At 64.5% G+C, this 620-nt stretch carries 1 protein-coding gene; it reads right to left on the bottom strand.

What is annotated here, in order from left to right:
• A partial coding sequence (locus EN925_RS38665; protein ID WP_164894824.1) for an ABC transporter substrate-binding protein occupies positions 1-620 on the bottom strand: 620 nt, incomplete at both ends.

Genomic DNA, 620 nt, shown 5'->3' with positions numbered 1-620 from the left:
GCGTATAGCCGTCGGGCACGACTTTCTGCGCGGCAAAGGCCGCCAGCACTTTTGGATCGGCGACATCGGCCCATTCCGGCGGTGCGATCATCAGTGTGCCCAAGGAATAGGGCACGTCGCCGGGCGGCGTGCGCAGATTCTCGCCGCCGGCAAAGACGATGCCCGCCTGAAGCTGTGCGGCATCGCGGCCCATGATGGCGATGTCGTCGCCATCGCCGCCGGCAAAGACATGCGTCGCGCCGGCCTTCTTCAGCCGACCGATCATGCCGATCTGATTGTCGAGCTGGGGCCGGAACGTGTCGACGAACACAGGTTTCAGCGCTGCCTGTTCGGCCGCTGCCCGCAACGTCTCGGCGATTTCACGGCCGTAGATGGTGCCGTCGTCGATAATGGCGAACAATTCGTTTTGCCACAGGCGGGTGAGGGCTGACGCGACCGCATTGCGCTCATCGTCGCCGCGTGGTCCGAGGCGATAGACCGGCCAGCCGGTCTTGGCGCGGCGGTCGGTCAGGCTTTCGGTTCGCACGCCAATGGTGATGACCGGAATGTTGGCGTCCTTCAGGATCGGCATCGCCGCCTCGATCGCCTCGGTGCAGAGAAAGCCGACCACGATATTGACC

It is taken from the genome of Mesorhizobium sp. M7A.F.Ca.US.006.04.2.1 (assembly GCF_004022915.1).
GTDB classification, from domain to species: Bacteria; Pseudomonadota; Alphaproteobacteria; order Rhizobiales; family Rhizobiaceae; genus Mesorhizobium; species Mesorhizobium ciceri.
The sequence above is the reverse complement of the archived record's forward strand: the minus strand, read 5'-3'. Positions and strand labels throughout refer to the sequence as shown.